Source organism: Plantactinospora alkalitolerans, assembly GCF_015690345.1.
In the GTDB taxonomy this organism is placed as follows: domain Bacteria; phylum Actinomycetota; class Actinomycetes; order Mycobacteriales; family Micromonosporaceae; genus Plantactinospora; species Plantactinospora alkalitolerans.
This window is the reverse complement of record NZ_JADPUN010000091.1, coordinates 1-25,858: the sequence shown is the minus strand read 5'-3', so window position 1 is coordinate 25,858 and position 25,858 is coordinate 1. Positions and strand designations below refer to the sequence as shown.

General features: G+C 70.2%; 16 protein-coding genes. 10 read left to right on the top strand and 6 right to left on the bottom strand.

Features of this window, described 5'->3' with window-relative positions:
* Window positions 1-1,349 (bottom strand): glycoside hydrolase family 43 protein (locus tag I0C86_RS07400; RefSeq protein WP_323373512.1); only part of this gene is annotated, 1,349 nt, incomplete at its 3' end.
* 1,281 nt (window positions 1,350-2,630) lie between these two features.
* On the opposite strand from I0C86_RS07400, the gene I0C86_RS07395 reads away from it, so the two are divergent.
* From I0C86_RS07395 to I0C86_RS07385, 3 genes are all read left to right on the top strand, one after another.
* Window positions 2,631-4,031, top strand: coding sequence for an endo-1,4-beta-xylanase (locus tag I0C86_RS07395; RefSeq protein ID WP_196200456.1), 1,401 nt, complete (start codon window positions 2,631-2,633; stop codon window positions 4,029-4,031).
* A gap of 218 nt (window positions 4,032-4,249) precedes the next feature.
* Entirely contained in the window at window positions 4,250-5,017 is a 768-nt protein-coding gene (locus I0C86_RS07390; protein ID WP_196200455.1) for a FadR/GntR family transcriptional regulator, read from the top strand.
* The gene (locus I0C86_RS07385; protein ID WP_196200460.1) at window positions 4,966-5,157 is read left to right on the top strand and encodes a hypothetical protein; all 192 of its coding nucleotides are present in this window, start codon (window positions 4,966-4,968) and stop codon (window positions 5,155-5,157) included. Before I0C86_RS07390 ends, I0C86_RS07385 begins: the two co-directional genes overlap by 52 nt.
* A 25-nt stretch (window positions 5,158-5,182) precedes the next feature.
* Here I0C86_RS07385 and I0C86_RS07380 read toward each other — a convergent pair whose 3' ends face one another.
* Window positions 5,183-7,285 carry a cellulase family glycosylhydrolase gene (locus I0C86_RS07380; RefSeq protein ID WP_196200454.1) on the bottom strand — a complete coding sequence of 701 codons (2,103 nt, stop codon included), beginning with the start codon at window positions 7,283-7,285 and terminating at the stop codon, window positions 5,183-5,185.
* Between the two features lie 479 nt (window positions 7,286-7,764).
* Between I0C86_RS07380 and I0C86_RS07375 the strand changes: the two genes are divergently transcribed.
* Window positions 7,765-8,820: a LacI family DNA-binding transcriptional regulator gene (locus I0C86_RS07375; protein ID WP_230393724.1), complete on the top strand. Its 1,056-nt coding sequence runs from the start codon at window positions 7,765-7,767 to the stop codon at window positions 8,818-8,820.
* Window positions 8,821-9,176: 356 nt separating this feature from the next.
* Here I0C86_RS07375 and I0C86_RS07370 read toward each other — a convergent pair whose 3' ends face one another.
* Window positions 9,177-10,265 carry an FAD-dependent monooxygenase gene (locus tag I0C86_RS07370; protein WP_196200453.1) on the bottom strand — a complete coding sequence of 363 codons (1,089 nt, stop codon included), beginning with the start codon at window positions 10,263-10,265 and terminating at the stop codon, window positions 9,177-9,179.
* Between the two features lie 155 nt (window positions 10,266-10,420).
* Window positions 10,421-12,595 (bottom strand): MMPL family transporter, encoded by a 2,175-nt coding sequence (locus tag I0C86_RS07365; protein ID WP_196200452.1) that lies wholly within the window; start codon window positions 12,593-12,595, stop codon window positions 10,421-10,423.
* Between the two features lie 205 nt (window positions 12,596-12,800).
* Between I0C86_RS07365 and I0C86_RS07360 the strand changes: the two genes are divergently transcribed.
* The 3 genes from I0C86_RS07360 to I0C86_RS44735 all read left to right on the top strand — a co-directional run bounded on the left by I0C86_RS07360 (window position 12,801) and on the right by I0C86_RS44735 (window position 18,252).
* Window positions 12,801-13,475 carry a TetR/AcrR family transcriptional regulator gene (locus I0C86_RS07360; protein ID WP_196200451.1) on the top strand — a complete coding sequence of 225 codons (675 nt, stop codon included), beginning with the start codon at window positions 12,801-12,803 and terminating at the stop codon, window positions 13,473-13,475.
* Window positions 13,476-13,561: 86 nt separating this feature from the next.
* On the top strand, window positions 13,562-15,160 hold the full coding sequence (locus I0C86_RS07355) for an MFS transporter (RefSeq protein WP_196200450.1): 1,599 nt from the start codon (window positions 13,562-13,564) through the stop codon (window positions 15,158-15,160).
* A gap of 161 nt (window positions 15,161-15,321) precedes the next feature.
* Entirely contained in the window at window positions 15,322-18,252 is a 2,931-nt protein-coding gene (locus tag I0C86_RS44735) for an AfsR/SARP family transcriptional regulator (protein WP_196200449.1), read from the top strand.
* A gap of 120 nt (window positions 18,253-18,372) precedes the next feature.
* Here I0C86_RS44735 and I0C86_RS07345 read toward each other — a convergent pair whose 3' ends face one another.
* Entirely contained in the window at window positions 18,373-19,281 is a 909-nt protein-coding gene (locus tag I0C86_RS07345) for a hypothetical protein (protein WP_196200448.1), read from the bottom strand.
* A gap of 337 nt (window positions 19,282-19,618) precedes the next feature.
* Here I0C86_RS07345 and I0C86_RS07340 point away from each other — a divergent pair, with 337 nt between their 5' ends.
* Together I0C86_RS07340 and I0C86_RS07335 are read left to right on the top strand one after the other, a co-directional pair.
* Window positions 19,619-21,094 carry an MSCRAMM family protein gene (locus I0C86_RS07340; RefSeq protein WP_196200447.1) on the top strand — a complete coding sequence of 492 codons (1,476 nt, stop codon included), beginning with the start codon at window positions 19,619-19,621 and terminating at the stop codon, window positions 21,092-21,094.
* A 102-nt stretch (window positions 21,095-21,196) separates the two neighbouring features.
* Complete coding sequence (locus tag I0C86_RS07335; RefSeq protein WP_230393723.1) at window positions 21,197-22,324, top strand: endo-1,4-beta-xylanase; 1,128 nt, start codon at window positions 21,197-21,199, stop codon at window positions 22,322-22,324.
* 114 nt (window positions 22,325-22,438) lie between these two features.
* On the opposite strand, the gene groL is transcribed toward I0C86_RS07335, so the two are convergent.
* Window positions 22,439-24,010, bottom strand: a complete 1,572-nt coding sequence (gene groL, locus I0C86_RS07330; RefSeq protein WP_196200446.1) for a chaperonin GroEL — start codon at window positions 24,008-24,010, stop codon at window positions 22,439-22,441.
* Between the two features lie 331 nt (window positions 24,011-24,341).
* On the opposite strand from groL, the gene I0C86_RS07325 reads away from it, so the two are divergent.
* The coding region (locus tag I0C86_RS07325) for a carbohydrate-binding domain-containing protein (protein WP_196200445.1) at window positions 24,342-25,858 on the top strand (1,517 nt) is incomplete at its 3' end.

Genomic DNA, 25,858 nt, shown 5'->3' with positions numbered 1-25,858 from the left:
GCGCTGAACTGCCCCCAGTTCAGGTTGAACAGGTAACTGCTTCCGCCGGTGAACCTGAGGTACAGGTCGTGGGTTCCGGTCGCACCGCTCACCGGGCAGGTGACGGTGCTCCAGGTCTGCCAGCCGCCGGTACCGGGGACGGTGCAGGTGCCGACCAGAGTGCCGTTGGTGCCGTCGAGCCGCACTTCGATGCGACCACCACTGGCCCCGGAGGCCACCCGGGCACTGAAGGACTGGGCGCCGGAACCGAAGGCAACGCCCTTGACCTTGGTGTAGTCCCCGTTCTCGATGAAGCCGAGGTTCATGCCGCCCTCGTTGGAGACCTCGGTTTCCACACCGCCGGTCCAGGCGATGGTTTCGGCCTCCTGCCGGACGTACGGGTTGAGGGTGCCGATCTGGGGTGCCCCGGTCGTGGTCATGTTCATCGACGGAATCGTGCCGTTGGAGTTGTAGGTGAACTTCTCCACGGCGACCGAGCGGGTGAAGCCGCCACCGCCGGGCAGCGCGCCGTTGTGGTAGAAGAAGTACGACCCGCCGTTGAAGTCGATGATGCCGGGGTGGTTCGTGAAACTGCCGCCCTGTCTCGGCATGATCGTGCCCCGATACGTCCATGGTCCGGTGGGACCGGGGGCGGTCGAGTAGCCGATGAATTCTGAGCAGCATTCCGCCGCGAACGCCATGTAGTACTGGCCACTACGCTTGTAGACCCACGGGCCCTCCTCGTAGAGGGTCGGCCGGTCCGCGTTCCCGCTACGCGTACCGAATCCAGCGGTGGTCAGGGGAATCCTGGTCACACTGCCCGAGTAGGAAGTCATGTCGGCGTTCAGCCGCACGTACCAGAGATTCGGATTGCCCCAGTAGAGATATGCCTGCCCGTCGTCGTCGATGAATACCGACGGGTCGATCTCGCCGTTCTCGACCAGCGGTCGCCCGATCGCGTCGCGGAAGGGTCCGGTGGGGCTCTCGGAGACACCCACCCCGATGGCCATCCGTCCGGTCGACCGGTTCACCACGGGGACGTACCAGTAGAACTTGCCGTTGCGGTAGACCGCCTGACCCGCCCACGCGTCCTGGCTGGCCCAACTGAAGGTGCCGAGCCCCATCGGGGAGCCGTGATCAGTCCAGTTCACCATGTCGGCGGACGAATACACCCGCCATTCTTTCATCGTGAACCATGTCGATCCGTCTTCGTCGTGGCCGGTGTAGAGGTAGACCCGACCGTTGTGAACGAGCGGAGCCGGGTCGGCCGTATAGATGGTCTGAACTATGGGATTGTCTGCCTTGGCCGGGGCGGAGACGAGCGTCGCAACACACAGCAGGCTCGCGGCCCAGCAGACAACGCGCCTGATTCTTGCCTTCGTGAAAGGCGGGACGGTGACTCTCACTGCGACTCCCTGGGTAAGAGATACTCCCTCTCAAGGGATTTGTCTGGTGCAGGTCCGGGACGTACCGCTCACCCGACCAGGCGACCCGGCGAGGAACCCGTACGTGTCGGCGCTGAACCGCCAGACTGTTTCCGTACGGGTCCGGATCGCGACGACGGCGTTTCAACCGGGCCGTCGGATCCGACCAGATCTGGCGATGGCCCGCCGGATACTCCATTCGGAACCGTGGCGGCAGACGCGGTAGGGATCCTGGTGTCCGCGACGCCGGAACGACCAGAGCCACAGTGGCCACGGAGGGTCAGGACCGCGACGGCAGTTCCCTCTCGTCGTCATCACTGGCACACCGGACCATCCGCCAGGCAGCGGATCCGCCACGGGTGTGCCGAGCCCGCCTATGTGAGCGCTAACAACGCTACCTACGCTGCGGTTGATCGTGCTTGGGCAACCGGATTTCCTCCTTGGCGGAGATGACGACCATGCGGTCCGCACGTCGGGCGTGGTGCGGGCTGCGCGGTCAAGTCGATGACCTCGTCAGGTCGCGCCGAACGTCCGTCGGCCGCGGCCAGCCCACGGTCCCGGTGCACGTCGTGCCTGTTGCGTCAGGACCGCAGGAGCGAAGGTCATAATACGTCAGACATCATAGACGGTCAATGGATGGCCCCCGCGCCCGCTGGTGCCGACAGCCTCCGGAACTTCCGGTCGGTACTCGAGACCTCCGCCAGCCCCACCCGAGGGACGTATCCGTCCCGATCAAGTGGCTGGAGGACGTTCCGGCAGCCAGCCACCGGCCAGCCGAAACCACAGTTGGTACGCCCCGAGCCCGGAGCAGACCGTCCCCGTCGGGGAGCGGGCGGCTTCGGTGGCAGCTCGGGTCGATCTCCGACGGGGACCCCTTGTTACGACTTGACGAACGCCATGTTATCGCTCACAGTCGATGGACGAGGACGACGTAACCTGCGGGGCTTGTCGGGCGAGCCCGCTGGTTCGAGCCTCAATCCGGGGCGTCCGCCCACGGGCACAGGATGTTGCGTAGCGCCGATCAGTTGGGACCGGTAGTGGCAGCCGGCTCCTCCCAGTTCGGGCCGGTAGTGGCAGCCGGCTCCTCGCGCGTCGCGTCCTGCCCGCTGTAGGACGGGCGCACCACTACATCGCCGGCGGTTCGACCTGACCGCCTCACGACCGTTTCGCGCGGGCATCCGGGCATAGCAGAACGACCACACGATTCGACAGGGAAAAGGCATCGACATGAACCGGAAGAGAACCCTGCAACTAATGGCGACGGTCTCCGTCGCCGGCGCGATCGTCGCCGCGATGACGGTTACGTTCTCCCCGTCCGCCAGCGCCGGCACCACATTGGGCACCTCGGCGGCGGAGAAGGGCCGTTACTTCGGCGCCGCCGTAGCCGCCGGCAAACTCGGCGACAGTACCTACACCACCGTCCTCAACCGCGAGTTCAACTCCGTCGTCGCCGAGAACGAGATGAAGTGGGCCTCGACCGAACCCCAACGCAACAGCTTCAACTACAGCAGCGCCGACCGCATCGTCAACCACGCCACGTCGCGTGGCATGCTCGTCCGCGGCCACACGCTCCTCTGGCACGCCCAGCAACCGACCTGGGCGCAGAACCTGTCCGGCAGCGACCTGCGCAGCGCCGCGATCAACCACGTCACCCGCGTCGCCACCTACTACCGAGGCAAGATCCACTCGTGGGACGTGGTCAACGAGGCGTTCGCCGACGGTGGCGGCGGGGGACGGCGGGACTCCAACCTGCAACGCACCGGCAACGACTGGATCGAGGCGGCGTTCCGCGCCGCCGACGCCGCCGACCCGGGCGCCAGGCTCTGCTACAACGACTACAACACCGACGGTGTCAACGCCAAGTCCACCGGCATCTACAACATGGTGCGTGACTTCAAGTCCCGGGGCGTACCGATCGACTGCGTCGGCTTCCAGAGCCACCTCGGCGGTTCGGTACCCGGCGACTACCAGGCCAACCTGCAGCGCTTCGCCGATCTGGGCGTCGACGTGCAGATCACCGAGCTGGACGTGGCGCAGGGCTCCAACCAGGCCAACGTCTACGGCACGGTCACCCGGGCCTGCATGGCCGTCTCGCGCTGCACCGGCATCACCACCTGGGGCGTACGCGACTGCGACTCCTGGCGGGGCGGCGAGAACCCGCTGCTCTTCGACTGCAGCGGCAACAAGAAGGCCGCGTACACCAACGTCCTCAACGCCCTCAACGCGGGCCCCGGCATCACCCCGCCGCCGACGAACCCGACCACGGGCCCGACCAGCGGTCCGACCACGGGCCCGACCTCGTCACCGCCGGACCCGACCACGCCTCCGGTCGGTGGTAGCGGCTGCACCGCGACGGTGTCGCTCAACTCGTGGACCGGCGGTTTCGTGGCCTCGGTACGGGTCACCGCCGGTTCCGGCGGCACCAACGGCTGGACGGTCAGCGTGGCCCTGCCCAGTGGAGCCAGCGTCACCAACACCTGGAGCGCCTCGGCCAGCGGCACCACCGGCACCGTCCGGTTCACCAACGTCAGCTACAACGGCCGGCTCACCCCCGGTCAGGTCACCGAGTTCGGCTTCCAGGGCAATGGCAGCGGATCCGGCATGACCCCCACCTGCACCGCCAGCTGATCTGATCGCGGCGCCGGCCCGTGTCCGGGACCCTCTGGGCACGGGCCGGCGCCCATCGCCCGCCCGGTCGGAATCGATCGGAGGATGACGCCCGCTCATCACCTCGGGCAGAGCAGGAGGCCGACCGCGACGTGTATGACAGGTATCGTCATCAGATAGACGTACACTTCCCCCGGAGGTCGTGGCGGCGCCCGCAGCGGCCACCGGAGGGGCGCGACATGACGGCATCGCAGGAAATTGCCCGCGACACTTCGATCAGGGGCCGGACACGGCGACCGACCAATCTGGCCAGGGCTGTCACCGCGGAGCTGGTGGAGCGCATCGTCCGCGGGGTGCACCCGTCGGGAACGTCGCTGCCTCCCGAGCCGATCCTGTGCAAGACCTTCTCGGTGAGCCGGACCGTGGTCCGGGAAGCGGTGAAGATTCTCCAGGAGAAAGGGCTGGTGAAGGTCCGCCAGGGCGTCGGCACCACGGTCACCTCCCCGTCCATCTGGGACATGCTGGACGAGCTGGTCCTCGCGGCGACCATCGCCGAGGACGACAGCCTGGCGATCCTCGATGATCTCGTCGTCACCCGACGGGTGCTGGAGTCCGACATGGCAAACGTCGCCGCCCGCCTGGCCGACGGAACAACCGTCGAGCGGCTACGCGTCCTGGTGGACCGGATGGACGAGCTCGTGGACGACCAGGTCGCCTACCACGAGCACGACCGTGCCTTCCACGACACGGTCATGCAGGCGTCCGGAAACCGCATCGCCCGTGCCGTGGTGCGGTCGCTGGAGGGTCAGGTCGTCAACAGCGTCCGGTATCTGGGCCGGACCGAACGGACCCTCTGTGTGGCATCCAACCAGGGGCACCGGCGCATCTACGAGCGGATCGCCGCCCACGACCCCGAGGGTGCCGCCGAGGCGATGTTCACGCACATCACCGAGGCATGGATCATCCGCCGCAGTGGGCCCGGCAGTCCCGTACGACTGCGCCGCTGATCAACTTCGGGATCGACGCCGCCGGCGCGACTGAGCGGCTCGACGCCGCCGGCTCGACTGAGCGGCTCGACACCGCCGGCTCGACTGAGCGGCTCGACACCGCCGGACCGGTCGACGGCCGGTGGAGACACCGCCGGTGAGGCCGCGTCTCCACCGGCCGTTCCGTCAGGTGGTGCCGGTGACCGAGCTTCCTGACTTCGTCAGCCGGTACGTGAGCTGCGTACCGCTCCAGAAGTGGAAGGTGAGGGTGACGGGCCCGTCGTTCACCTCGGCGAAGAACTCGGGTTTGAGGAGGATCGTGTTCGCGGTGTAGTCCGGTTGGAAGTTGCTCCAGAACTCCTTGAACGAGGTCCAGTTGGGCGGTCCGGCGGCGCTGCCGTCGGCGTACTTGGCCTCCATGGTGGCAAGTTGATCGCCACGGAACTGGGTGGGGATGGCGAACGAACTGGTGGTGCCGGTGGCCCCGGCCTGGGTCGGTGGATCGAAGGTGACGATGCTGACCTGCCACGGGACGCCCTGGGAGAAGCGGGCTTCGATGGTGGCGTTGACGCCGTAGGCACGGTTGCCGACCAGCCGGGTCAGGGCCGCGCTGGTCAGCGTGAGCGTGTTACCGGAGACGGTGTAGTCGGTCCCGTTGGCCAGTTGGGTGTTGCCCTGCCAGAGACCTCGGAACGCGGCGCCGTTGAGGTTGAGCGTCAGCGACTGAGTCGCGATGGTGCCGGTGCGGCGTACGTAGATCTGGTCGGTGGAGGCGGTGGCAGAGCGGGTCGTCAGGCTCGCCTTCATCATCTCGTAGATGCCCTGGTCCCGCCAGCGCAGCTCGGGGCGGTGCAGGAACGAGCCCGCGTCCCACAGCATGGTGGTGAGCTTCCTGGTGCGGGCGTGGTACCCGACGGCCTCGAAGAACTTCAGCAGTTCGCCTCGCTCGATGATGCCGGGTCGCGTGTAGTCGTAGCTGAGCAGCGCCCACTCGCCGACGATCACCGGGATGTTCCGGGACACGAAGGTGTTGTACGCCCGGTCGAAGGTCCCGGTGATGTCCTGCTCGACGTTGGTGTCGTAGCGGGTGCCGCCCGCGATGTTGACGCTGAACGGCCACCATCCGTAGAAGTGGATGGTGGCGGCGAGGTTGGGGTCGTTCAGCTGGTTGAAGGTGGCCGACAAGGCGTCCATCCGGGCCTGCTCGCCGCTGGTGTGCAGGGTGGGCAGCACCAGCAGGCGGGTGGTGTTGTTCCCGCCGGTCTGGCGTACGAGGCGGACGAACGCGAGGTTGAGTTCGCGGGTCAACTCGTCGCCCTGGGCGTCGTCGGAGGTGCCGGCGAACTGCGGCTCGTTGATGCTCTCGAACACCAGCTTCGACGAGTGGCTCCGGAACGTGGTGGCGAGCTGGGTCCACAGTCTGGTGTAACGGTTCGTCACGTTCGTGCGGTCGCTGGGATACGTGTTGATCCACTGCCACGAGTCGTGGTGCAGGTTGATCATGACGTAGAAGCCCTCGGCCAGGGACCAGTCGACGACCTCGCGGATGCGGTTCAACCACGTCGGATCGATGGTGTGGTCGGGTGCCGAGCCGTGGTGGTCGGTCCAGGTGACCGGGATCCGGATGCTGTTGTAGCCCTGCGACCGCACGTGGCGCAGCAGGGCCTGGGTCGTGCGCGGGTTGCCCCAGGACGTCTCGTCGGGGATGGCGTCGAACGTGTTGCCCAGGTTCCAGCCGGGCTGCATCGCCGCGACCGTGGCCATCGCGTCTGTCGGCTGCGGCGACGGCGACGCCGAGGGCGACGCCGAGGGCGACGTGGACGGGGAGCCGGTCGCGGTCGGTGTCGCCGTGGGACCGACGTTCCCGGTGCAGGTGGCACCGTTGAGCGCGAACGAGGTGGGCGCGGGATTGCTGCTGCCCGTCCACGATCCGTTGAAGCCGAAGGAAACCGTCGCGTTCGTGGCGATGGTCGCGTTGTAGCTCACGTTCTTCGCGGTGACCTGGCTACCCGACGAGGTGACCGTCGCGTTCCATGCCTGGGTGACCCGCTGGCCGGACGAGAACGTCCAGGCCAGGTTCCATCCGTTGATCGGGTCACCGAGGTTTGTCACGTTCACGTTGGCGGTGAAGCCGCCCGACCACTGCGACGAGACGGCGTACGTCACCCGGCATCCGGTGGCAGCTTGGGCACTGGCGGTCACCATCGTGCCCGCCACCAGCAGCGCGGCCACCCCACCGGCGACCACTCCGACCCGCCAGCGGGGCTTTCGAATACTCTGCGAATTCATCAGGATCTCCTCGCCATAATGGCGCCCGTGTTCATGGAACCCGGCCGTCTCGCCGGGCCGTGGCGTCCCGGCGGACAGGTTGCCGTTACAGGGCTTGCGAAGGAGGACATGGGCCTCCAGCACCCGTCACGACCGGGTGCACGGTCACGCGAAGGCGCCCGAGACGTGCCTCACCGTGCACAGGGAAATTGGGGGTGCGGACGCTGCCCGATGCCTCCGCGACCTGAAGGACTCCCGCATGGATACTTTCGCCCCCATGGGCCCGAAAGTTTCCGGCCGAGACGTTACAAGTTTCTTTGATAGGCGTCAATGGCCGCCGGTGCCGCCCACTCCCCCACAGAAGGCCGGCGCCCCTGCGTTCGCGAAGGTCCGACAATTGTGGAACCGGCTATCCTTGCGGCTGAACAACGTTGGCGACCGGCCGTCGCGGACGGGGCCGACGGGCCCGCGACCACCGCCGGATCGGCGAAGGGGGCAGGTTGACGAACGCCGAGCTGGGTGAGCCGGACGTTGACCTGAAGCGGCAGCTCGGCGATCCGTCGAGACCGGTGACGATCGCCGCCATCGCCGAATCAGCCGGGGTCTCGGTCCCGACGGTGTCCAAGGTCATCAACGGTCGATCCGGCGTCGCCGCGGACACCCGCGCCCGGGTCGAGGCCCTGATCAGCCAGTACGGATACCGCAGGCCGCCGCCGGTCACCCGCAGCAACACCATGGAACTCGTCTTCGACGAGATCGAGGACATGTGGGGCCTACAGATCATCCGCGGCGTCGAACGGGCGGCCCGGCAACAGCGCGTCGGGGTCGTCCTGACGGAGTTCGGCCCGCAACGCAACGCGATCCGGTACTGGATCGACGATGCCCTCTCCCGCCGCCCGGACTGCCTGGTGACGGTGGCCCAGTTGGACGAGGAGCAGCGCAACCAGTTGCGGGCCCGGGGCATACCGTTCGTGGTCTTCGATCCGCCCACCGAGCTACCCGACGACATCCCCTTCGTCGGGGCGACGAACTGGGCCGGCGGCCGGTCCGCGACCCGCCACCTGATCAAACTGGGTCATCGGCGCATCGCGATGATCGTCGGTCCCGACCAGATCCTGTTCTGCCGGGCCCGACTGGACGGCTACCGCTCCGCCCTGGACGCCGCAGGCCTGCCGACGGAACCCGACCTGATCGTCCGCGCCGGTCTGACCCGGGAGGAGGGCGAGGTGGCCGCGCTCAGCCTGCTCGGCCGCCCCGATCGTCCGACGGCGATCTTCGCCTCCAACGACCTGCAGGCGCTCGGCGTCTACCAGGCGGCCCGCGCGGTGGGGCTGCGGATACCGACGGACCTGAGCGTGGTGGGCTTCGACGACCTTCCGCTGGCGCCCCTGGTCGATCCTCCGCTGACCACCGTCCACCAACCACTCATCGAAATGGCGGTCACCGCCACCGAACTGGCGCTGGCCCTCAGCCGTGGAGAGAGGATTCCGCAGGTCGGGGTGGAACTGGCGACGACTCTCGCGGTCCGACAGAGCACCGCCCCGCCCCCGCGCTGAGGTGGAGTCGAAGGAGCCGGCGGCGGGTGCCGTGACTCCGAGGTAGGGGCCGGGCGGCGGACCCACGTCGATGGAACCGTGGATCGTTCCAGACGTGGGTCCGCCGCCCGGTGAGGCCAGTGCTGTCCGGACGTGCAGGACCTGACCTGTGGTCGGGCGCTCGAGTTCCCGTTGATCTGGACCCGGTTCGGCCGGCCGACCGGGAAACCGTGGTCACCACCGGCGATCTCCAGGTACGCGCACTCCGTCGTGGCGGGCAGGCTGCCGTACAGACAGTTGAGGTACGACGGGGTGACCACCGTGTCCGACTGGCCGGCGAAGACCATCGCTGTCCGTACCCGGGGCGAGGCGGATGTTCAGGCCGTGGCCGTCGCCCAGCTGGGCGGCGAGTCAGGGAACGAGCCGTCGCCGAACAACACCCGCGAGGCGGCCGCTCGTCCCGGCATCGTCCGCAGCAGCGTGAAGGCGGCCTCGGTGACGGCCGGCGACCGTACCCCGGACATGGCACGGCGCATCAGCAGCCGGCCCCGGAAGCGGGCCCGTAGCGCCGCCCCGTCGTAGTGCCGCAGCACCGACGCGTCCCCGGTGCGCAGGTAGTCGTCGGCCACCGCGGCGGCCATCTCCGACATCCGCAGGCACGGGTCGAGGCCACCGGCGGTGAGCGGTGACACCGCTCCGGCCGCGTCGCCGACGAGCAGTCCTTCGGGGCAGACCAGCCGGCGCAGCACACCGCCGACCGGGATCGGGCCACCACGACGCCGTACCGGGCCGGTCGCGGCCGGCAGCGCGCCGAACCGCTGACCGAAGGTACGCAGCAGCCGGGGCAGCGGGCCGGCGAGCCGCTCCGGCCGCCCGGCCAGTCCGACATGGGCGTGTCGGCCGTCGTCGACGACCCAGCCGAGATAACCGGGGGCGAGCCGAGGGTCGACCACGCAGTGGAAGGTCGGCGCCCCGCCGCCGGCCACCGGGAACACCTCCTCGACACCGACGATGACGTGCTGGTTGACGTCGAGTCCCAGCCGGCGGGCGACCGTCGACCGGGCGCCGTCCGCGCCGATGGTGAACCGGGCCGCGACACCGTCCACCGGGTAGGCGACGCCGAGGTGCACGCGCGCACCGGCCCGCCTGGCGCGGGCCAGCGCATGGCCGTAGATGCCGGCCATGTCGGCGACCCGGAACTCCTCGCGCGGGCTGGTCAGCTCGACCGGCCGCCGTAGCGACGGCGGGTAGAGCAGGACCCGGCGGATCGCCGGACCGAGATGCTCGGCCGGCAGCGGAAAGTCTTCGAGAGTACGGCGGACGAAGATGCCGGTGGTACGGATGCCCGAGTCGAGGGCGCGTCGACGGTCGACGACGAGCACGTCGTGGCCCTGCCCGGCCAGTAGCGAGGCGGTGTGCAGGCCGGCGAGACCGGCGCCGACGACGAGTACGTCCACGGTTTCCACAGCCACCGAAGGTAGCGGCGCCGGGGCTCGGCGGAGCCTGCCGTCACCACGCCTTCACGTAATCTCCCCGGGTCCTGCCCAGAGCTCGACAGGCGCCACGTCCGAAAGGGGGCACCTCGCGGTACGCGTACCGTGAGGTGCCCCCTCCCCCGCTCTCAGCTCACGGCGGCGCCGACCGGCGAGCGGTCGTCGACGGGGAGCTCCGGGTCGTCGCGCACGTCGCCGTGCCCCGGCCACCAGGCCGCGTGCCCCAGCAGGGCGGTCAGGCTCGGCACCAGGAACATCGACATCACGAATGCCGCGATGGTGATGCCGATGGCGACGGCGAAGCCCATCTCGGACAGGAACGCGACGCCGCCCAGCATCATCGAGGCGAACGTGCCGGCCAGGATCAGACCGGCCGCACCGACCGACGGACCGCCGTGTTCGACGGCCAGTGCGGCGGCGGTACGCGGTTCGTTGCCGAGCCGCGCCTCCTCCCGCAGTCGGGCGATCATGAGGATGTTGTAGTCGGTACCGATCGCCACGACGAACAGGTAGAGGATCGTCGGCAACATGAACGACAGCCCCGGCCGGTCGCCGAGGCCCTGGAACATCAGCACCGTCGCGCCCAGCGTGCTGAAGAAGCCCAGCACCACCGCGACCATGAGGTAGACCGGTGCGACGATGCTGCGCAGCATCAGCCCGAGGATCAGCGCGATCAGCGCCGCCGCCACCGGGAAGATGACCCGCAGGTCCCGGTCGTTGGCGTCCCGGACGTCGGCGAAGAGCGAGGTGGCGCCGCCGACCAGTGCCGTGGTGCCCGGCGGAGCCTCGGCATGGGCCACGTCGCGTAGTTTGTCGCCGGCGAGGTCCAGCGCCTCGTTCGAGTACGGGCTGTCCGCCAGCAGCAGGTTGATCTGGGCGGCGGTGCCGTCCTGACTCAACGCGGCCGACTCCCCGGACTCACCGGCCGGCATGATCCCGCCGACACCCGGCACCTGCCGAAGTCGCTGGGCAAACCGCTCCACCGCCGCCGCGTCGAGCCGCTGCCCGCCGTCGCCGCGCACGTAGACGGTGGTCGGGTTGAGCGCTCCGGCCGGGAACCCGGACTGCAGGTCCCGGAAGCCCTGCGACGATTCGGTGTCCTCCGGCAACTGGGCGGTCTGGTCGTAGTCGGACTTCATCCCGAGCGTGCCCAGGGCGAGGGCCACCATCACCCCACCGGAGGCGATCGCCACGATGGCGGGACGTCGCCCGACGAACCGGCCGATGCCCCGGAACACGCTGCCCTTCGGGGTGCTCTGCCAGGACTTGGACGGCCAGAAGACCTTCGGGCCGAGCAGCGAGACCACCGCCGGCACCAGGGTGACCGCCGCGAACGCCATCACGACCACCGCGATGGCGAGCGCCGGCCCGAGGCTCTTGAAGGCGCCGAAGACCGCCAGCAGCAGGGCCATGAACGCGATGACGATGGCAGCCGCCGCCGAGGCGATGACCTCGCCGACCCGCGCCACGGCGGCGACCAGGCCGGCCTTGCGGTCGTCGCCCTCGCGCAGCCGCTCGCGGTAGCGGAACAGCAGGAACAGGATGTAGTCGGTGCCGATGCCGTACAGGACGATGGTCAGGATGATCTGCAGTGACTGGTCGACCTGCAGGTCGGTGGCCTCGGCGACCAGGGCGATCAGCCCCGGCGAGATGGCGCTGACCACACTGACGGTCACGATCGGCAGCAGCGCGGCGATCGGACTGCGGTAGATGAGCAGCAGCAGCACGATGATCAGGACCACGGTCGCGATGCCGACGATCAGGAAGGCGGTCTCGAACGCGTCCTGGTTGTCCAGTTGCATGGCGACGTCGCCGGTCACCGAGAGGGTCAGCGGCGTACCCGCGACCGCGGGTTTGGCGACGTCACGGATCTGCTGGACCGCGTCGAGCACCAGCGGATCGTCCGGCAGGCCCTTGAGCCCGGCGCTGATCAGCTGCACCTGTTTGTTGGGCGACAGCGCCTGCGGGCCGGTCACCACCCCGGTGACCCGCTCGACGTTCGCCGACTGGATCTTCTGTGCGAGTGCACCGACCGCCGTCTGGTCGGAGTCGGTAAGTGGTTGGCCGTCGGTACGCCGGACCACGATCGTGGCGCTCGAGTCGTTGGCCTGGGCGAAGGATGCCTCGGCCAACTGCTGCGCCTTGACCGATTCGTAGCTGCCCGGCAGGAAGTTGGCCTGGTCGGTGTTGGTGACGTCGGACAAACTCGGCGCGAAGACGACGATCGCGGCCGCGGCCACCACCCAACCGATGATGACCTTCCACGGATTGTGGACGACGAAGCGCCCCAACCGTTCGAACATTGACTCCCCCTCTGTCGATGCTCCTTACCATCCGGCAGGTAGGTACCTACCTGCCGGCAGGTAGATGGGTCCGAGAATACGGCCCCCGGATTTCGGGCACGTCACCTCCCCTGTGGACATCCTGCGGAAGCCGCACTGTGAGGACGCTGAGGAAGCGTTCGTTTCACGTTAAGATCACCGGCCGCGAGGGAGGGCGGATCGAGCCATGGTCGAGGACACCAAGGGACGGATCAGGGCCGTGGCGCTGGAACTGTTCACCGCGCACGGCTACGAGCAGACGAGCCTGCGCGAGATCGCCGACCGGGTGGGCATCACCAAGGCCTCGCTGTACTACCACCACCCCTCGAAGCAGGCGCTGCTGGTGGCCATCGTCGAGCCGCTGCTGCGGGACTGGCGGATGATGGTGGAGCGCCTGGAGTCGGTGCCTCACACGCCCGACCACGTGCGCGACGCGTTGGGCGAGTGCCTGAACACGATGCTGCGGCACCGCGAGGCCTGCGCCCTCTTCGCGCGGGACGTACCGGCCCTGCTCACCGCCGTCGGCCCCGTCCTGGTGGAGGCGAAGGAACTCGCCAGCCGGATGAACACCTGGCTGGCCGGGCCCGACCCGGGTCAGGCCGACCTGGTCCGGGCGTACGCCGCCAGCGAGGTACTCCGCTCCGCGCTCGCCTCCGCGATCATGCTGCCCAGCGTGCCGCAGGAGGAACTGCGCGCGACGCTGCTCGACGTGGCCGCCGCCGTGCTCGGCCTTCCCCCGCCCGACCCGGCCTCCGGCGCGGCGGGTCGACCGGGGGCCTGGCGGCCGTTCGGGGGTAGCGAAATCCATAACCCGGAGTGCACGATGGGTGACTCCGGCGGCAGCCTGGCTGCCGATAGTTGATCACGACGCCGATCGGTTAGGTGATGGTGACCGTCGCCCAGGAATCGCGCCTGCCAGGTTCGCGGTCTCCGTGGTCGCCCCACGCCGTGGGAACACTGGCCCTGACGACCGTGGGGTTGGGGTTGAACCTGAGGGCCTGGATCCTGCTCGGCCCCCACCTCCACGAACGGTTCGATGTCGGGCTACGGGACTACGTCCTCCTGATGACGCTGCCGCTGCTGGTGGCGGCGCTGGCACGCCTGCCGGTGGGGGTGCTCACCGACCGGTACGGCGCGCGGGTGACGTTCCCCGTGGTCAGCCTGGCCGGCGCGGCGGCGGTCTTCGGGCTCGGGCTCGCCGAGTCGCTACCGGCCGTCGTCGCCTTCGGCAGCGCGGCCGGGCTCGCCGGCGCCGCATTGGTCGTGGGTGGAGCGCTCCTGTCGAGAACGGTTCCGTACGGCCGGCGCGGTCTGGCCCTGGGAGTGTTCAGTCTCGGCACGGTGGTCGCCGTGGTGACCTCGGCCGCCTCCCGGGGCCTCGGTGCCGACGGGCGGCGCGGCGCTCTGCTGCTCGGCGTGTCACTGGTGGCCTTCGCCGGGCTGGCCGCGTTGGTGCTCCGGGATCCGGTCGCCGTGCGCCGGGTCCGCCCGCCGATGAGAGCATGCGTCGAGATGATCCGGCTGACCGCGGCCACCTCGCTGTCGGTGCTGTACGCGCTCGCGCTCGGCGGCATCGTGGCGATCGCCGTGTACCTGCCGGTGTACCTGGCCACGGCGTTCCGGATGGAGTGGTTCCACGCCCTTACGGTCACCGGCGCAATGGTGGGGCTGGGGGCGGCGGCCCGGCTGCTGGGCGGATGGTGGACCGACCGGCGACCCACCCCGCAACTGCTGACGCTCTGCTACACCGTCGCCGCCGGCCTGTGTCTCGTCGCGGCGACGGACCCGCAACGGCTGACGGTGGTGGTGATCGGGGCGATAGCCGTCTGCGACGGTGTGGCCGGCGGGGCACTGCTCGCGTTGATCGGCAAGGCGGCCCGGCCGGACAGCGTCGGCGCGGTGATGGGGGCGACGGGCGCGGCGGCGGCGCTCGGGGCGCTGGTACCCCCGCTGCTGATCGCCGGTACGGAGTGGATGAGCCGGTCCCACGCCACGGCATGGATCCTGCTCGCCGCGATGCTGCTGCTCGGGGCGCTCTACGTACGAACGCACGGCCTGCGTATCGGGCTGGGCCTGGCCGTACGGTTCGAGCCGGAGCCGGGTCCGACGGCGATGACGGTCGCGGTCGTCAGGGAGGCGGAGACCCACCTGGGCGCGGCGGCGGTGGTGGCCCGGCTCGCCGAACTGGCGGCGAACGACGAACTCGTCGTCGTCTACGGGGCCGACGATCCGGCGCGGCTCCGGCCGAGCGCCAACGTCCTGGTGGTCGGGCTGCGTGAACGCCTGCCCCGGCACAGCATCGTGGGCGTCGGGGTCCCGCCGCACACCGGGGGACTCGGCCCACTCGCGGCCCCGCTCGGCGAGTCCGTCGAAGCCGGCGAGGTGGCGGTCGCCGTCACCCCGACAGCGGATCTGAGTGGCGTCGCCGCCGAGCTTTCCAGCTATCTGCACGCCGATCGGGTGCTCAGAGTCTCCTACACCCCGGCCGGCGGCGCCGGCCTGCACGAGGTCTGGCACCGCGCTCCGGCGGCCACGAATCACGGTTAGCACCACCGGTGCGGTGTGCCGGGGGCCGGAGCCGGCTGACTGAACGTCGCCCGCTTCCGCGTTCAGCAGTCGTGAAACTGGCTGCTCGGCGGCGCCGCGTTGCGGCATCCTGCTAGCACGGCGTCACCGCGGGTGACCCGGGTCAGGGGGTGCGGCCGGCGATGGCGGTGGAGTTACTGCTGCTCGGCGACGTACGGGCGCGGGTCGACGGCCGCTCGGTCGATCTCGGCCACGCGCGGCAGCGGTGCGTGCTGGTGGCGCTGCTGGTCGACGCCAACCGGGTCGTGCCAGCCGACCGGCTGCTGGACCGGGTGTGGGGCGACCGGCGCCCGCAGCGCGCCCGCAACGCCCTGTCCGGGTACGTGTCCCGGCTGCGTGGGCTGTTCGGACCCGACGGCGACGTGACGATCCTCCGCCGGTCCGACGGCTACCTGTTGACCGTGGACCCGGACGCGGTCGACCTGCACCGGTTCCACCGGCTGCTCGCCCGAGCCCGGTCGGCAACCCGGGGCGGCGGCGAGGCGTACCCGGGCGGCGGTACAGGCGGCGAGGCGTACCCGGGCGGCGGTACAGGCGGCGAGGCGTACCCGGGCGGCGGCGAGAGCCCGGCCGCGTTGCTGGAGCGGGCCCTGTCCCTGTGGCGGGACGAGCCCTTCGGAACGCTCGACACGCCCTGGCTCACCGGGATCCGTGCCGCGCTCGCGGCCGAGCGGTTGGCCGCCGTACTCGACCTGGTGGACCTCGCCCTCGCCGACGGCCGGCACGCCGGGCTCCTCGGGGAGCTGGCCGCGCGGGCGGCCGAGCATCCGTTCGACGAGCGGATCGCCGGGCAGCTGATGACGGCGCTGTACCGCTGCGGACGGCAGGCCGACGCACTGCGGCACTACCAGGATGTCCGGTCCCGGCTGGCCGAGGAGCTGGGCATGGACCCGGCGGCGGCGCTGCAACGGCTGCACCAGCAGATTCTCACCAACGACCCGGCGCTGGAGGTCAGGCCGGCACCGGGCCCGGGACAGGTCGCGGCCGAACCCACCACCACGGTCACGACCACGCCGCCGGCGGCGCCGCGCCAACTGCCGGCGCCGCCGTCCGCGTTCACCGGTCGGGAGTACGAGCTGGCCGAACTGGACGCACTGGCCGATCCCGTCCCGGATTCCGCCGGTACGACTGTGGTGTCCGGCTCCGCCGGGGTGGGCAAGAGCGCGCTCGCCCTGTACTGGGCACACCGGAGTGCCGAGCGGTTCCCCGACGGGCAGCTCTACGTCAACCTTCGCGGCTTCGACCCGGACGGAGTGGTGGTCAGCCCGGCCGAGGCCGTACGCGGATTCCTGGACGCGTTCGGGGTGCCGGCACAGCGCGTACCGGTCGGGCTCGCCGCACAGACCGCGCTCTACCGCAGCCTGCTCGCCGGCCGACGGGTCCTGGTCGTACTCGACAACGCCCGCGACGCCGCGCAGGTCCGTCCCCTGCTGCCCGGCGCATCCACCTGCACGGTCGTGGTGACCAGCCGGAACCAGCTCGGCGGCCTGGTCGCGATCGACGGGGCCCGGGCGGTGACGCTCGGCCTCTTCACGGTGTCCGAGGCCCGCCGTTTCCTGGCCCGGCGGCTGGGCGCCGACCGGGTGGCGGGCGAGACCGCCGCCGTCGACGAGATGGTGGCCCGGTGCGCGCGGCTGCCGCTGGCGCTGGCGGTGGTGGCCGCCCGCGCCGCCGCCCACCGTGGCTTCCCCCTCGCGGACCTGGTCGCCGAGCTGCGGACGGCCGGGGACAGCCTCGACCCGTTCGACGGTGGCGAGCCGGCGGCCGACGTCCGGGCGGTCCTCTCCTGGTCGTACCGGGCGCTCGGCCCGGCCGCCGCGCGACTGTTCCGGCTGATCGGGCTGCATCCCGGACCCGAGGTGGGCGCACCCGCGATGGCCAGCATGGCGGGCCTGCCCCCGGCGGCGGCGCGACGGCTGTCGACCGAACTCGCGCGGGCGCACCTGCTCACCGAGCGGTCGCCGGGACGCTACGTCATGCACGATCTGCTGCGGGCGTACGCCACGGAACGGGCCGACCTCGAAGAGACTGCCCCGGACCGGCGGGCGGCGGCGTACCGGCTGCTCGACCATTACCTGCACACCGGGTACGCCGCCGACCGGCTGCTGTACCCACACCGGGACCCGATCGTGCTGACCGAGCCCGTACCCGGTGTCGGGCCCGAGCCGCTCGCCGACCGGGCCGAGGCCATGACGTGGCTGCGCGCCGAGCACCAGATCCTGCACGCGCTGGTCGACTGGGCCAGCCGCGCCGGGTTCGACCGGCACACCTGGGAGCTGGCCTGGAGTGTGACCAGCTTCTTCAACCTGCGCGGGTACTGGCACGACCAGGTGGCCGTGCAACGTACCGCGCTGGAGGCGGCGGGCCGGATCGGCGACGAGGCGGCGCAGGCCCACGTACACCGGAATCTTGGCCGTGCCCACACCCAGATCGGCGAACTCGACCAGGCCCGCGCCCAGCTCGCCCGCGCGCTGGAGCTGTTCGTCTCGGTCGGGGACCGCGCCAACCAGGCGCAGACGCAGGTGAACATCGCGCGGATCCTGGAGCAGCAGGGCCGGGACACGGAGGCGCTGCACCATGATCAACGCTCACTCGACCTGTACCGGGACGCCGGGCATCTCACGGGACAGGCCCGCGCACTGAACAACATCGCCTGCATGCTGACCCGCCTCGGCGACCACGACCGGGCCCGCGCCCTGTGCCGGCAGGCCCTGCGGCTCAACGAGGAGATCGGCAACCGGCACGGGATGGCCACGAACTGGCAGAGCCTCGGCTACCTGGAGTACGCCGCCGGCGCGTACCGGGACGCGGTCGCCGCCTGCCGGCGCGCGCTCGACCTCTTCGGCGACATCGGTGACCGGGCCGGCGAGGCCGAGACCCTGACCTGTCTCGGCGGGGCCTTCCAGGCCCGGGGCGAGGTCCGGGCCGCGAGCGACACCTGGAAGCGTGCCCTCACGCTGCTGGACGAGATGGACCACCCGGACGCCGACCGGGTCCGCCGGCACCTGCGCGACCAGCGGCAGCCCGTCGTCCAGAGCGGGCACCGCCCCTAGTTTCCACGGCCGGCCGGTTCGGCTTCCACGGCCGTCCGGTTTGGGGCGGAAACGACCGATGGCCGGTCGGCACCCGGGGGTGCCGGCCGGCCATCGGTGATTCGGCGCCATCAGGACCGGTCAGGAGGCACAGATCGCCTGGGCGACGATGAAGTCCCAGTCCTGGCTGACCGGCGTGTTCTCCACCGCGAACGCCTCGACCTCGTCGAGGGCGTTGGACGGGTACACCACCTGCAGCGAAACGCCGCCGGGGGCGGTGTCGGTGATCGCCGCACCCGCTCCGTGCACGCGCTTGCCCGCCGGGCACCGCGCGAACGCGATCTTCTCCGCCTCCGAGTCGCTCTGCGTCGACGCGGTGGTGACCACCTGGTAGCCGGCGGGCTGGTTCACGCAGACCGCGTACGCGTCGAGGGTCCAGTTACCGGAGTAGCCGTTCGCGTCCTCGTGGGCCGTGGCCCGGAAGATGTCACCGGTGGCCGAGGCCCGTGCCACCTGGAGTGCCACGTCCCGGCCCGGGCTGACGATCCGGGCACCGCCACCGAGGGCGCGCTTACCGGTGGCGCAGGCGGCCCGCGCCTCCACCTTCACGGGTGACGAGGTCGGCGAGTTGTGGGTCGCCACCAGGCCGTACCCGGAGAGGCCGGACGGGCTGGCGCAGATGGCGTACGCCTGCACCCACCAGTCACCCGTCATCGACGCCGTGGTCTCCGAGCCCGTGACCACGAAGCTGTCCCTGGTCCCGTCGGTCCGGTGGTCCGGCCGCAACTGGACCAGCGTCACCTTGGCGCTGTCCGCGGCGGCCACCGAGAAGGCCCATCCACCGCCACCGGTGACCCATTTGCCCACCGGGCATTCGGCCCGCGCGGTGTGCGTCGGCTGCGAGTCGATCGGCGACAGCGGCGAGGTCACCTTCTCGATGCCGCTCACGGCGGCGGCCGGGGCGGCGCCAGCGAGCTGGATCCCGACCTGGGCCGCCAGCACCATCGCGGCGGCGCCGGCCAGAGCGAACCAGCGTGATGTTCGGTTCATCGTGAATCCCCTTTCGGCCCGGACCATCGGTCGGCCCGGCAACTGCTGACCACGGTCGCGGTCGGGGTTTCGGCGATGTTTCGGTGGCGATGAAACGGCTGCGCCGATGGCGTCGGCGCGGCCGTTTTGTGCGGTGAGCGGCTCCTTCGTGCGATGACCGGTAGGGGAGGTCGCTCAGTCGATGGCGATCGGGCTTCCCTCATCCCGCGTCTTCCGGCATTCGACCCGGCGCTCCCCCAATCGGGGATTCGGCCATGCGTCGGACAGCCGACGACCACCACATCGATCGATACCAATCTACGCTGAGTGGGTCACCGCGCCTGCCGGGAGGCTCCTCATGCGGATCCAGACTCGTCGCCTCGCCCGCACCCTCACCATCGGCCTCGTCCTGGCCCTCACCCCGGCCACCGCCGCCGGGGCCGATCCCGTTCTCACCGGCAGCGTGTCCGGAACGCTCGCCGACGGGGCCACCCCCGTCGCCGACACGATCGTCGAACTGGTGGTGCTGCCGTACGGTGTGGCGGTCCGGCAGACCCGCACCGACGCGGCCGGCGCCTTCCGGATCCCCGAGGTGCCGCCCCGGACGTACCTGCTGAGGCTCAGACTGCCCGGCGGCCTGGTCCAGTTCCATCCGGCCGTACCCGAGCTGAACGCGGCGACGCCGATTGACGTGGTGGCCGGCGCCGACACCACGATCCGGGAGTCGGTGATGCCGCACGGCACGCTCGGCGGACACGTCAGCACAGACTCCGGCGAGCCCGCCCCGGGTGCCCGGATCGAGCTGTACCGGATCACCGGTGGCGGCCCGCTCACCACCGTGCTCGCCGACGCCGACGGCAACTACCTGGTCAAATATCCTCCGGCCGGCCAGTTCCGGATCGCCGTGGCCGCCGCCGAGCGCGGCGCCACGAACCAGTGGGCGCACCGGCGCCGCAGCTACACCGAGGCCGACCCGGTCACGATCACCGCCGAGCAGCACACCACAGTAGACGAACGCCTGCTTCCGTCCGGCGTCGTCACCGGCCGGTTCACCCGGGACGGCGTACCGGTGGCCAACGTCGTCGTCTACGCCACCTCCCAGACCAGCACCGCCGAATCGGTCTCCAACTGGACCACCGCCGACGGCGTCTTCCGGCTGCGGCCGTACCCGGGCTCCTACACGCTCAGGTTCGTCGTACCGGCCGGCACCGGGCTCGACCAGTGGCTCGGCGGGGCCGAGTCGGAGAGCGCGACCCGTCCGGTGCGGGTGACCGTCGGTCAGGAGGTCGTCCTGCACGAACAGCAACTGCCGACCGGGCTGGTCAGCGGGCGGCTCACCGACGCCACGGGCCAGCCTCCGGTCCACAGCGCCGTGGTCGTCTACGACACCGCACGGGGTCGGCATTTCCAGGCGACCACCGCCGACGACGGCACCTGGTTCAAGACGGTCTGGCCCGGCACGTACTCGGTGCGGTACGAGACCGGCACCCAGGTGCAGTGGGCGACCGGCAAGCAGTCACCGGAGACGGCGGATCCGGTCGTGGTGGCCGCCAACGCCAGGACGGTCGTCGACGACGTGCTGACCGTGCCCGGATCGTTGACGGTGACCGCGATCGACGCCCGGACCAGGGCGGCGATCACCTCGTTCTGCGCCACCGCCAGCACCCGCTACGTGTACCAGAGCGTGTGCACCGAGAACGGCACCGCCCAGTTTCCACAGTTGGGCGCCGGCTCGTACACCCTGGACGTCGCCGACGGCACCCACCCCGACGCCGTCGGTCGGGGCGTACGGGTGGTCGGTGGCCGCCTGACCAGCTTCACCGCCCGGCTGTAGCCGCCCGGCTGTAGCCGCCCGCCGCGATGGCGACGGAGCGACACCGACGCGCGCCGCCCGGCATCCCACCGGCCGTGCCCGCCCGAGGAAAGGGGAACGACCATGACTGGCGACCTCCGGCCCGGCCCCGGACATCGGGCCGGCGCAGACCGCCGCCGCAGCCTCCGCCGGGGCCGCAGCACCCTCCGGGGGCGAAGCCTCCTCCGTGGCCGCGGCTTCCTCCGTGGCCGCCTCACCGTCGCGACGGCCGTGGTCGGCACCGTCGCACTGGCGACGCTCGGCACCGTGGCGCTGCCCGGCGTCGCAGACGCGGCGAGCAGCCTCCGGGAAGGATTCGAGGCCCGGGGCCGGCACATCGGGGTGGCCGTCAACGCGAGCAAGCTCGGCGATCCGGTGTACGCCGGAATCGTCGACCGCGAGTTCAGCTCCGTCACCCCGGAGAACGAACTGGAGTGGGACTCCGTCGAACCGGCCCAGGGACAGTTCGTCTTCACCCGGGCCGACCAGATCGTGGCGCACGCCCACGCCAACGGGATGCAGGTACGCGGACGCAGCCTGGTGGCGCCGAACAACATCCACTCCGCCTGGTTCGGCAACCTCACCAGCGCGACCAGCCTGCGCCCGGCGATGAACCGGCACATCACCGCCGTACTGACGCACTATCGGGGGCAGATCCCCTCCTGGGGCGTGGTCACCGAGGCGTTCACCGAGACCGGGGCCCGCCGGTGGTCGCGCTTCGAGGCGTACCTCGGGCCCAGCTACATCGAGGAGGCGTTCCGTACCGCGCGGGCCGCCGATCCCGGAGCCACGCTCTGCTACAACGACTTCAACATCGACGACTTCACCCAACCCAAGACCCAGGCCGTGTACGCGATGGTCCGGGACTTCAGGGCCCGTGGCGTACCGATCGACTGCGTCGGACTGGCCAGCCACTTCACGACCAGCAACCCGGTACCGACCAGCTATCAGCGCACCATCGCACAGTTCGCGGGGCTGGGCGTGCAGGTGCAGATCAGCGAGCTGGACATCGGGGGTTCCGGCGCCACGCAGGCCGACAGGTACCGCCGGGTCGTCGCCGCCTGCCTCGTGGTGGCGGGTTGCACCGGCATCACGATCTGGGGCGTACGCGACACCGACTCCTGGCGCAGCAACGACACCCCGGTGCTGTTCGACGCCTCGGGCAACCGGAAGCCCGCCTACTACGGGGTGCTGGCGACAGCGTGCTGCTGACCCTGAGGGCCGTCGGGGTCGGCCGGTGCGGCACGCAGCCGTACCGGCCGGCCCCCGTCTGCGTCCCGGCCCCGGACCCGGAGGTCGTCGTCCGGTGATGCCGGTGCGGGACGGTTACGGCTTGTCGGCGATGAGCACCTCGGTGGTCAGGAACAGCGCGGCGATCGAGGCGGCGTTCTGCAACGCCGAGCGGGTCACCTTGGCCGGTTCGACGATGCCGGCCTTGATCATGTCGACGTACTCGCCCGTGGCGGCATCGAGGCCGTGGCCGGGGGCAAGTGCGCTGACCTTCTCCGCCACCACGGCGCCCTCGAGACCGGCGTTGTTGGCGATCTGCTTGAGCGGCGCGGTCAGCGCCAGTCGCACGATGTTCGCTCCGGTCGCCTCGTCACCGGCGAGGTCGAGCTTGTCGAAGGCCGTGACGGCGGCGTTGGCCAGGGCCACGCCACCGCCGGGCAGGAGGCCCTCCTCGATGGCGGCCCGGGCGTTGCGGACGGCGTCCTCGATCCGGTGCTTGCGCTCCTTGAGTTCCACCTCGGTCGCCGCACCGACCTTGATCACCGCGATGCCGCCGGCCAGCTTGGCCAGCCGCTCCTGGAGCTTCTCCCGGTCGTAGTCGGAGTCGCTCTTGTCGATCTCGGTACGGAGTTGGGCGACCCGGCCGGCGACCTGGTCCGCGCCGCCGGCACCGTCGACGATTGTCGTCTCGTCCTTGGTGGCGACCACCCGGCGGGCCCGGCCGAGCATCTCGAGGGTGACGTTCTCCAGCGTGAGGCCCACCGCGGCGCTGACCACCTGGGCGTCGGTCAGGACGGCGAGGTCGGCCAGCATGGCGGTGCGGCGGTCACCGAAACCGGGTGCCTTGACCGCCAGCGACGTGAAGGTGCCACGGACCTTGTTGACGATCAGGGTGGCGAGGGCCTCGGCCTCGATGTCCTCGGCGATGATCACCAGCGGCTTGCCGGCCTGGATGACCTTCTCCAGAATCGGGAGCAGGTCGGTCAGGTTCGAGATCCGGTTCTCGACGAGCAGGATGTACGGGTCGTCGAGAACCGCTTCCAGCCGTTCCGTGTCGGTGGCGAAGTAGGGCGAGATGTAGCCCTTGTCGAACCGCATCCCCTCGGTGAGTTCAAGCTCCAGACCGAAGGTGTTGCTCTCCTCGACGGTGACGACGCCTTCCTTGCCGACCTTGTCCATCGCCTCCGCGATGAGTTCACCGACGCCGGTGTCGGCTGCGGAGATGGACGCCGTGGCCGCGATCTGCTCCCTGGTCTCGACCTCCTGGGCCTGGCTGCGCAGCGCCTCGGTCACCGCGGCCACGGCCTGCTCGATCCCGCGCTTGAGCGCGATCGGGTTCGCGCCGGCGGCGACGTTGCGCAGCCCCTCGCGTACCAGGGCCTGGGCCAGGACGGTGGCCGTGGTGGTGCCGTCGCCGGCCACGTCGTCGGTCTTCTTGGCGACTTCCTTGACCAGTTCGGCGCCGAGCTTCTCGTACGGGTCGTCGAGTTCGATCTCCTTGGCGATGCTGACACCGTCGTTGGTGATCGTGGGCGCGCCCCACTTGCTGTCCAGTACGACGTTGCGGCCTTTCGGGCCGAGCGTCACCTTCACCGTGTCGGCGAGCACGTTCATGCCGCGTTCGAGCCCGCGACGGGCCTCTTCCCCGAATGCGATCAATTTGGCCATCTGCGTCGTCCTCTACTCGTCGCGCCGGAGTCCGGCGCTGGTCGGACCGACCTGCGATGACGTACGCGTACGCCCCACCAGAGGGCTCATCCCATTCGGCTGGCACTCGCGAGTGCCGAGTGCTAACTACGGTGTAGCACCCGGCGCCGGAGAGTGCAAGAACGCGAAGATCATCTTTCCGGCTCCGGGCCCGGCGAGCCTCGTCGACCATCCGCCCGTCCGAGCTGTGCCGGCCGCGCCAGGGGTGCTATACATTGACAGCACTCGATACATTGATAGGACTCGATGTATCGACACTGTGCCCACCGCCCCCGCCCAGGACAGGACGACCATGAAACAGACCACGCTGAGCGGCGCGATCCCTGTCGCGCTCGCGGCGATCCTGCTCACAACCGGTAGCCCGGCCGACGCCCACAGCACCGAACTGCCGCACCGCAGGGCCCCCGTAGCCCAGAATGTGGCCGCGATCGTCCCGATCACCCTGACCGGCGCCAGCGCCACCAGCTCCAGCAGCGACGTCACCATCGTCGGCGGCGCCATCACGATCACCGCGCCCGGCGAGTACGAGATCACCGGCACCCTCAACGACGGCTACCTGAAGGTCGACACCCCGGACCCCGGCGTCGTACGGCTGATCCTCGACAACGCCTCCCTCACCAACTCCACAAACTCCCCGCTCCAGGTCGCCGACGCGGAAGCGGTCGTCGTCGAACTGGCCGACGGCACCAGCAACCGGCTGTCGGACGCCACCCGGTACGTCTACCCCGACCCCGATACCGACGAACCGAACGCCGCCCTGTTCAGCAAGGTCGACCTGACCATCACCGGAAACGGATCGCTGGCCGTACGCGGTAACGCCAACGACGGCATCGCCAGCAAGGACGACCTGGTCATCGAGTCGGGCACGATCGTGGTGGACGCGGTCGACGACGGGATCCGGGGCAAGGACGCGCTACGGGTCAACGGTGGCAACATCACCGTGACCGCCGGCGGTGACGGCCTCAAGTCCGACGACACCGAGGCTCCCAAGGGCGCGGTGTCGATCACGAACGGCACGGTCCGGGTCAGCGCGGGCGACGACGCCATCCACGGCGAGAACACGCTGGACATCTCGGCCGGCACGGTCACCGTCACCAACTCCCGCGAGGCCCTGGAGGCCCTGCGGGTGACGATCAGCGGCGGCACCGTCGACGTCACGGCCAGCGACGATGCGATCAACGCCGTACAGGAGGGGATCGACGAGTTCGCGGTGGCTCCGAACGCCTCGATCGTGGTCAGCGGCGGCACCGTCCTGGTCAACTCCAGCATCGACGGCTTCGACTCCAACGGCTCGGTCACGTTCTCCGGTGGCATCAGCGTGGTCAACGGCCCGATCAGCGGCAGTCCCGGTGAGGGCGCCCTCGACTCCAACGGCCCGGTCTACTTCAACGGCGGCACCGTCTTCGCCGCCGGCTCGACGTCGATGGCGGTGATGTCCGTGCCGCCGACCAACCGACAGGGCTGGGCCGCCCCCAGGTTCAGCGCCAACCAGACCGCGAACTCGATAGTCCATCTCGTCTCCAACGGCCAGGTACTCGTCTCCTACCGGGCGCCGAAGACGTTCCGGGAGATGGTCTTCTCCTCGAACCGGGTGACCAACGGGCAGACCTACGAGGTCTACCGGGGCGGCAGCATCAGCGGCACGATCCTCGGTGGCATGTCGACCAGCGGCAGCATCTCCGGCGCGACCCGGGTCATGACCGTCCAGGCCGGTACGTACAGCGGCGGGCTCGTCGGCTGGCCTCCGCCGACCGGTGGCCCGACCACGCCGCCGCCGACCGGCGCTCCGGCCCGGGGCTGCACGGCGAC